9 protein-coding genes are annotated in these 7790 nt (G+C 35.1%); 4 read left to right on the plus strand and 5 right to left on the minus strand.

The window, feature by feature from the left end; translation table 11 throughout:
* Positions 1–152: 152 nt before the first annotated feature.
* Positions 153–1091 carry a hypothetical protein gene (locus F6K54_RS35790; RefSeq protein ID WP_293088552.1) on the minus strand — a complete coding sequence of 313 codons (939 nt, stop codon included), beginning with the start codon at positions 1089–1091 and terminating at the stop codon, positions 153–155.
* An 81-nt stretch (positions 1092–1172) separates the two neighbouring features.
* Between F6K54_RS35790 and F6K54_RS35795 the strand changes: the two genes are divergently transcribed.
* Entirely contained in the window at positions 1173–2123 is a 951-nt protein-coding gene (locus F6K54_RS35795) for a stage II sporulation protein M (RefSeq protein ID WP_293088554.1), read from the plus strand.
* A 156-nt stretch (positions 2124–2279) separates the two neighbouring features.
* Entirely contained in the window at positions 2280–2471 is a 192-nt protein-coding gene (locus tag F6K54_RS35800) for a hypothetical protein (protein WP_293088555.1), read from the plus strand.
* Positions 2472–2525: 54 nt separating this feature from the next.
* Here the strand turns inward: F6K54_RS35800 and F6K54_RS35805 are convergent, their stop codons facing one another.
* Positions 2526–4334, minus strand: a complete 1809-nt coding sequence (locus F6K54_RS35805) for a hypothetical protein (protein WP_293088557.1) — start codon at positions 4332–4334, stop codon at positions 2526–2528.
* 342 nt (positions 4335–4676) lie between these two features.
* On the opposite strand from F6K54_RS35805, the gene F6K54_RS35810 reads away from it, so the two are divergent.
* Positions 4677–4859: a hypothetical protein gene (locus F6K54_RS35810; protein ID WP_293088558.1), complete on the plus strand. Its 183-nt coding sequence runs from the start codon at positions 4677–4679 to the stop codon at positions 4857–4859.
* A 108-nt stretch (positions 4860–4967) separates the two neighbouring features.
* On the opposite strand, the gene F6K54_RS35815 is transcribed toward F6K54_RS35810, so the two are convergent.
* Positions 4968–5237, minus strand: coding sequence for a cupin domain-containing protein (locus tag F6K54_RS35815; RefSeq protein ID WP_293088559.1), 270 nt, complete (start codon positions 5235–5237; stop codon positions 4968–4970).
* Positions 5238–5311: 74 nt separating this feature from the next.
* On the opposite strand from F6K54_RS35815, the gene F6K54_RS35820 reads away from it, so the two are divergent.
* Positions 5312–5509 (plus strand): hypothetical protein, encoded by a 198-nt coding sequence (locus F6K54_RS35820; protein WP_293088561.1) that lies wholly within the window; start codon positions 5312–5314, stop codon positions 5507–5509.
* 39 nt (positions 5510–5548) lie between these two features.
* Here the strand turns inward: F6K54_RS35820 and F6K54_RS35825 are convergent, their stop codons facing one another.
* Both F6K54_RS35825 and F6K54_RS35830 read right to left on the minus strand, forming a co-directional pair.
* Complete coding sequence (locus tag F6K54_RS35825; protein ID WP_293088562.1) at positions 5549–6169, minus strand: PAP/fibrillin family protein; 621 nt, start codon at positions 6167–6169, stop codon at positions 5549–5551.
* A gap of 422 nt (positions 6170–6591) precedes the next feature.
* The coding region (locus F6K54_RS35830; protein WP_293088564.1) for a DHH family phosphoesterase at positions 6592–7790 on the minus strand (1199 nt) is incomplete at its 5' end.

The following is a 7790-nucleotide window of genomic DNA, read 5'->3' on the forward strand; positions in this document are numbered from 1 at the left end:
CCGATAAATTCGGATACTAGCACTAACAATATTCCCAGTACTTAGGAGTTCAATTGGTGTTGTTAAATTTTCAGACATGGCTAAATTTACAACTGATAACTGATAACTGATAACTGATAACTAATAACTGAAATGACCCTGATACAACAAAATTAAATATCTTGTTTTCTTAACTGTAAACCCATACCTTCTCGACGAGTTCGGAGGTCATAGTAAATCACGCCTTTAATTACCTGCCAAAAAGGAGTAATAGCTACAGTCGCCACGAAAAATAATATCAATGTTATCAAAATAATAGGTGCAAATTGCTGTAGTGCAGCGGCAGGAGAGTTCGCTGCTGTAAAAGCTATTGAAGCAAAACTAGCTAAAATCGGAATTATGGCGACAATATACATTGGTATGGTTACCAGAAAGGTGATAAAAACTATTAATTGAATTCGGAATACAGACCCTTTAGTTAATTCCCAACTTCTGCTTATCCCTTGGCTAGTATTAATATTTGTTTCTACTGCCAAAGACACTTCAGGAATAAATAAACGAGAGTATAACCAAATATATAATCCCAAAACAACTAAAGAAAGTAGAAGACTTATCAGTGGTAACATTAACTCAAGATTTAAGCTTGCTAGAATATATGCAAGTGGAAAAAATATTAACTGTTGAGCCAATGTTAAAATTAAATTGAAAACAAACAAAATTATCCATACAATAAATAGTGATATCAATATATTCCACATTTGGGGATTAACCATTTGTCTGGCAGAACTTACAGTTTCTGGTTGATTTGTTAACACGCCAAAAACTAAACGTGAAATTAGTGCTGAATTAACAAAATATTTAGCAGCACAATAAACAAATAACACCAGCACAATAGGAATTAGTATTAGTACAAACGAAATTGTATTATCTCCAGAAATAAAAACTAGAGGGATACAAAATAATGCAAAAACTACAGGTAAAAAAGACCATAAAGTTGCCCTCAAAGAGATACCAAAATAAGACTTAAAATGGTCTCGATATATTCTCAACCCAGCGCTAACAACATTTCCTACACTCAGAGGCTCCATAGGTGGAGTTAGATTTTTAGACATAACTAAATTTATTCTAATTACTTGAAGTGAAAATTTTATATTTATCTTAAACTAATCAAAGGTAGCTATTAGGAAAACTTAATGAATATTAACCGTTGGATTAGACGTAGAGAAAAAAATTGGCAGCATTTAGACTCTTTATTAAGGCAAGTAGAAAAAAAGGGATTAAAATCATTGCCAGCAGCTCAAGTTAGGGAAATGGCCAGTTTATATCGTTCTGTATCGGCAGATTTGGCCCGCGCTAAAACTCACCAAGTGGGCAATATTCTGGAGCAAGATTTACAGAGGTTGACTACTCGTGGTTACACTCAAATTTATCAGGGAAACCGGAAGCAGGAATGGCAAGCAGTCTGGGAGTTTTGTCGTTGGGGGTTTCCAGCAGTGGTGCAAAAAACTTGGGCTTACACGGCAGTGGCGACGGCGTTTTTTTTGGTTGCTTGGTTGGTGGCCTGGTGGTATAGTTGGCAAGACCCAGTATTTATGTCGTTGATAGTGCCAGAATCTTTGATTTCTCAGGTACGTGATCGTCAAGAATTATGGATGGGGTCAATAGTAGGAGTTGAACCTCTGGCTTCTAGTAATATTATGATTAATAATTTACGGGTTTCTTTTTCTGCAGTAGCTGGTGGTATTAGTGGTGGTATTTATACAGTTTATTTGTTGGTATTTAATGGATTATTAATTGGGGCAATAGGTGCTCTAGTTGGTCAGCATAATTTGGCTGTTCCTTTTTGGGCTTTTGTATTTCCTCATGGTGCTTTAGAATTGCCTGCAATATTTTTGGCTGGTGGGGCGGGTTTATTAATAGCAAGAGCTATTTTGTTTCCGGGTAAATATGGTCGAATTGATGCTTTAAAGTTTTATGGTTTTCAAGCAGCACAGTTGGTTTTTGGTGTTGTGGCGTTGTTAGTTATTGCTGGAATTATTGAGGGGTTTTTCTCGCCTAGTCCTTTAGTACCTGATATTTTTAAGTATATTGTTGGAATGGGATTATTTTTGGTTTTATGTATTTATTGTACAAGAAGGGAGTAGGGAGTAGGGAGTAGGGACTGGAGTGCATTTATAGTAATATAGCAATCCTAAGTTAATTGTTTGATTCTGGTGACGAATAATGTGTCAGATTATCAGGATTTCTTGGAGGTTACAGTTGTCAATTGGTTTGTTACATGAATGTTGCGATAGTAGGAGTTGGAAAACTCTTCTGTTCTTTATCAAGCTATTGAGCGTACAAAACAGGGGAGTGCAGATTTTTCTGATTATTTAATAGGAGCGAGAAGCCCTCCGGGCCGCTTCGCGAACGCTCGTCAAGCAGGTTGTGTAGAAACTGTGACGTTTGACAAAAAATTAAGAGGAGAAGCAGGGTTTAATTGTCTTGAATAAAAGGCGATCGCTCCTAAAATCTAGTTTGTTTGGGAAGGAGCGATCGCAAATTATTTATTTTTCAGATTGCTCTATTGGAAAATTTATAAGACTTGGTTTCCATTCTTGGTTTATTTCATATTCTAATTCTAATCCCAATGAAGTGCGTATATAATCCGAATTTTTTGTAGGCTTTACTTCGCTTTTAGTCAATTCATCAAGCAACCAAGCAAGAAACTCCTGATATTTTTTTGAATCTGAAAAATGGTAACATCCTTTGTCAGGGAGCAAAGTTAAAGGTTGAGTTAGCCATGTGTTAGGGGTCGAACGTTTCGTTAGCCATTTTACTCTAGTATTTTGCATTAGATCGACAATTAATGCGGTCGCATCTTCATACATTTTTAGTTTATTTTGCTCTTGATCTAATTCTTTACTGTCTTCATTGCCAGAAGCATCACTTTGTTGAACCGATTCTGATTTATCTTCTTCTGATTTTTGATTGACTTTACTGTCAGAGTTGCAAGTTTGCTTAACCGCAATTTTTTTGTCTTCCATATCGATATTTCGATAAAAAAATAGCAGAAAATCCTTTTTTTCTTGATCATTTAATCCTACAGCAGACATTGATTGAGTTAACTTATTTTTGATTTCATCTTGTAAATTTTTAGTAGTGCCTATCGGTTCTGTAAGAGCTGACAAGATTTCAATTGTTGTTTCTTTGATATTTTTAATCAATGTGCTTATCGAACTAGAAAACTCACCCAAAGTAGTTTTGTTTGGTTCATTGTCATTTTTTATATCTTCTTTGACATTATTTTCTTTGCCTTTGAATTCAGTTTGAATGCCTCCCAATAACAATGGGATTACTTCTAGAAAAATTGAAACAGTAATTGCGAAAATCACAAAGCTAGTTTGTCTTTTGCTGTTGGGATTTAAGAGGATTTCTAGGGGGACTAAAAATGTCGGAGTTTTGACATAATTATCATAATTAGGAGCTTGGAATGAATTTTTTCCTAGTAAATCAGAGTCAAACTCCTGGATATTTTCAAGCTTTTCCTTTAGATTTCTGAACAAGCTATCATCTTTGGCAAAAAGCTCTGAAAAACTTTGATTGGACTCTATGAACTCTTCGACGCTCAAATAACTGTTCAGTTGAGATTCTTTTAGTTGATTTAAATTTTGATGCACTTGATGTTCATAGGGTAATTCTACGGGACTAATATTTTGAAGGCGATCGTTCCTTTTTTTTATTTGTTCCGCAATTTCACCTTTTCCATCTTTGTCTTTTGCTTCTTCCCGCTTTTGTCTAAACTCATCTATTTCTTGCTTGAGCAAGTTGACAGTTCCTATATTTGGATTTTCTTTTTCGATATTGTTGATAGTTTGCTTTAAAGAAGTGCGAAGGTCGTTAATAAATTGATTGTGTGCAATGACTGTTTTGGTCACAGATTGGTACTTAAGTTGACCCTCACTTAGTTGGTTATAAATCGCAAAAAAGCTTGTATATATACTGCCGATACAGAAAATTAAAATTAACAAAAATCGGCGGAGTGGATGCTCTTGTTTTATTTCGATAAAAACCACTATAGAAAAGTAAATTATTGACAGTATGAAGCCAACGACAATTCCAGTACCATAAGGAAGTATTTTATTCGCACCTATAGTCGTCGTAATTCCATTAAAAGTCATTAATGGAAAAGCAGTTACAGCACCAAATCGATTAGTTACAAAAGTAATGCCACCTCTTGCTAAAGATTTTATTTTTGTTACCAGATTATCTTTGTCATCTTCATTTGCTGACTCTGTATTGGTGGCAAGACTACCATTGGGAGATTCCTCGGTCTCTAAATCTGGACTAGACTCGTCAATTTGATGTTCATCCATGTTATAATGTTCCATATTTTGGGCACTGTACTATTGCGGAATAATTTGTCATTTATTCCTATACATAAATGTCTTTTTTCTCTTTAACTACTTATTACTATTCCCACACTTTCTTGATGCACCACCAATTAATTTTTCTAGCTCTAATAACGAAAACCGGAAAACATTTGGATTTTCTGCAAAGAGAAGTTTTGAAAAGCACTCTGGAAAGGAAAAAATACTCGTAAACATGAGAAAATAGCCATTACAAGTACAATCATGTTAAACGAATTGGTAGTGAATTATGGAAAATTTGTTTTTTGAAAGCGTGCAAAATGCTTTTACAATAGAGAAATTTATAAATTGTTAGAGTTAATTAATCTCTATAGCGCTAATCCTTTATGGTTAAATATTTTGCCGATGCTGTTGAAGATTTATGTGATGGAAACAGAAGGCTCGTTTTTTACAATTCAACCTGTTGTTAAATCTTTTGGCAAAATGTTATTAGACATCTCCAGAAAAGAGGCAGTAGGGGGAAATAATTGATAATTTATGTGTGATAATTGATTTGATTTTTTATTATTGGAGATGTCTATTAGCATCGGAGCAATGAACGAAGGCAGAAGGCAGAAGGGAAAATTGCTTACTTCGGTTCTAATAAATATGAATAGCAAGCCAAATTGTTTCTATATTTGCATCGGTTGAAATAATTTTATGTGGGGTTTTTGCTGGTATAAAAACATGACTATCTTTGACTAATTTTGTTGTTTTTTGATTAATCTCTAATATGGCAGAACCTTGAAGCAATGTTACCCATTCATCTTCATCTTGAATAAATTCTTCACTTACAAAATTAGGGGGTGAAATTATTTTATTAATTTTGACATTTTTATGTGAGAGTAAATTTTTTAATATCTCTTCCATGATTTTTAATTAAGGTTTTAGGTGATAGGTTTTAGGTTTTAGGTGATAGGTTTTAGGTAGTATTAAGTAGGTAAGTGGAAAAATTTACAACTATGTCATTGCGACTGGAACGGAGTGGAAGGAAGCAATCTCAAAGGTTTCAATTACATTTAGGAAATACAGCGCTTTCCGTTGTTATGAGATACACCCATCGCGGGCAAGATGCCCGCACTACAATTTTACCGAAAAATTGTGGTTTAAAGCCTCCTTATTACAGCGGTACTGATAACTGATAACTGATAACTGATAACTGAAATGCCTTCTTCCTTCTCCTACACAACTTTACTCAAAATAAATAAACTTTCATCTCCTCCACGTCCAATTCTTAAAGTTTCGTCTAAATAAGTAATATCTAGTGTAGCAATTCTACCTTGAGGATTATTAGCTGCTACAACTTTAAAAGGATTTAATTTAGGAGTATTAATACCCACAATTTTCTCAATTGCCAAGTAACGTTTATCAAAATAAACATTGATGCGTTTATCTGCTAAACCAGACTTATCAATAGCTGGTTCAAACCTGGCAGTTACTTTTACATTTCCTGAGATTAATTTCAGAGGATGTTGTACTTGGGCTTGATTAAAAAATACTTTATCAGCAACATCAATTACTTGATAAACTTTACCTACTTGTAAACCCAATGGTAGGGAATCTAAAGAACGAATTTCTCTAGCTGTAGAGTATTGCAATTGCCAAGAACCATTTAATAAATTAGTAGCATTTCGGAGAGGTTGAGGATGAGGATTGAAATTTTCTAAGTCTATTGTTAACTGTTCAATTTCTGCAACTAAAGTTTTATCTAATTTCAAATTCGTTACAGGAGAACCATCATTTTTAGTTTGAATATTTTTGATTGTTGCTTGTAATTTTTCTTTCAATAGTTGATTATTCATCTGATTAAATAGTTGTAAAATTTCAGGAGTCAGGAGAAAGGCAGGAGGCAGAAGGCAGCTATGCTGAAGGAACAATTGGTTGGGGTTTTACAGTATATTTCGGGCAAATAAGGTAGAGGGTAAATGATAAAAATATTGTAGTGCGGGCATCTTGCCCGCTTCGGGGTGTACCTCACGGGCAACGGGAAGCGCTGTATATTATGTCCGGTTGAGTAATTAGATTTTAGCGGAAGGAAGGCAGAAGGCAGAAGGTTTTTTCCCATTGCTACATTAATTTTATATACAAACGATACTACCAGATTGGTATGAGGAAATATAAAAAGCTTAAAACTCAGACAAATCAGATTTTTCCTTCTATCCAAGATTAAGATAACTAAACACCCTCTTCCTTCTGCCTTCTGCCTCCTGCCTTCTGCCTTCTTCTATAACTTTAAAGCACTCATAGCTTCTTTAATTAAATTAAAAAAACGAGCATCCGAAACATTTACTTGTTTGGCATTATTACGAGTTTTACCTAACAAGCCTATTTTTTGTCCCCGTTGAATTGCTAATACTTCTCCACGGGAATTTCTAATTCTTAATTCCTTCACATCTCCCATTTGATAAAGACTGCAAGTATAAGGACGATTATTATAATAAAATTCCGCTTTTTGAGGAAAATTTTGAGGCGAAATTCCTGAGTTCCTAGAAACTTCCATCGGCAAACGTACTCCTAATAATTCCAACTCAATATTACTTTGACCATTCCAAGTATTTTCCCGCATTTTATAAGCAATATCTACCATCGAGGGTAAAGGAAAATAATCTCCCCAACGCCAAGCGATCGCCTGAATTATTTCCCCTTTAATTAAAGTTAATTTAATATGCCCCTTACCTACAATTCTTTGTTCAGAAATTCTCACATTTCGACTCCAAAATACAGGGTCTTTATTTTCAATTCCGCAGGGATGAAGTAAATCTATTTGACGATATAAGTCAAAATTTAATTCCTTAATTTCTGCCTCAGCATCAATACTAATTAACGGTTTTAGATGCTTAATTTCTAAACATTGATGAGCAAACTCACTCAGACGGGAACGAAACTTATCTAAATTTTCTGCCGAGAAAGAAAAACCACCAGCCGCTCTATGGCCTCCATACTTTCCTAATAGCTCATCGCAAAATTGTAGCGCCTCAAAAACATGAAACTCAGGAATGCCACGAGCAGAACCACGAATTATTTCTTGCCCCTCCTCCTCATAAGTACCAATAAAAACAGGCACCCCATAACGCTCCACCAACCGAGAAGCAACAATACCAATAACACCATGATGCCATCCCGGTTGCACCACCACTAAAACCCTTTCCTCCTGTAAATTTATCTGACTTGACTCACACCAAGCGATCGCCTCTTGTTCAATTTCCTCACATAACTGTTGTCGTCGCTGATTAATTTCTTCACATTGCATCGCCCTTTCCAAAGCTATTCCCATATCATCAGTAGTCAAAAGCTCAATCACAATTTGTGGATCGGCAATACGTCCCACTGCATTGATGCGGGGGCCAAGGCGAAAACCAATATCATCAGGTTTAAGAGATTTTTGATTTCCCTCTTCCCTCTTCCCTCTTCCTTCTTTATGAG

This window comes from Okeania sp. SIO3B5 (assembly GCF_010692555.1).
In the GTDB taxonomy this organism is placed as follows: domain Bacteria; phylum Cyanobacteriota; class Cyanobacteriia; order Cyanobacteriales; family Microcoleaceae; genus Okeania.

Coding starts and splice junctions, on each gene's coding strand:
- F6K54_RS35790 (WP_293088552.1), bottom strand. CDS start 1,091: ATGTCTAAAAATCTAACTCCACCTATGGAGCCTCTGAGTGTAGGAAAT.
- F6K54_RS35795 (WP_293088554.1), top strand. CDS start 1,173: ATGAATATTAACCGTTGGATTAGACGTAGAGAAAAAAATTGGCAGCAT.
- F6K54_RS35805 (WP_293088557.1), bottom strand. CDS start 4,334: ATGGATGAACATCAAATTGACGAGTCTAGTCCAGATTTAGAGACCGAG.
- F6K54_RS35815 (WP_293088559.1), bottom strand. CDS start 5,237: ATGGAAGAGATATTAAAAAATTTACTCTCACATAAAAATGTCAAAATT.
- F6K54_RS35825 (WP_293088562.1), bottom strand. CDS start 6,169: ATGAATAATCAACTATTGAAAGAAAAATTACAAGCAACAATCAAAAAT.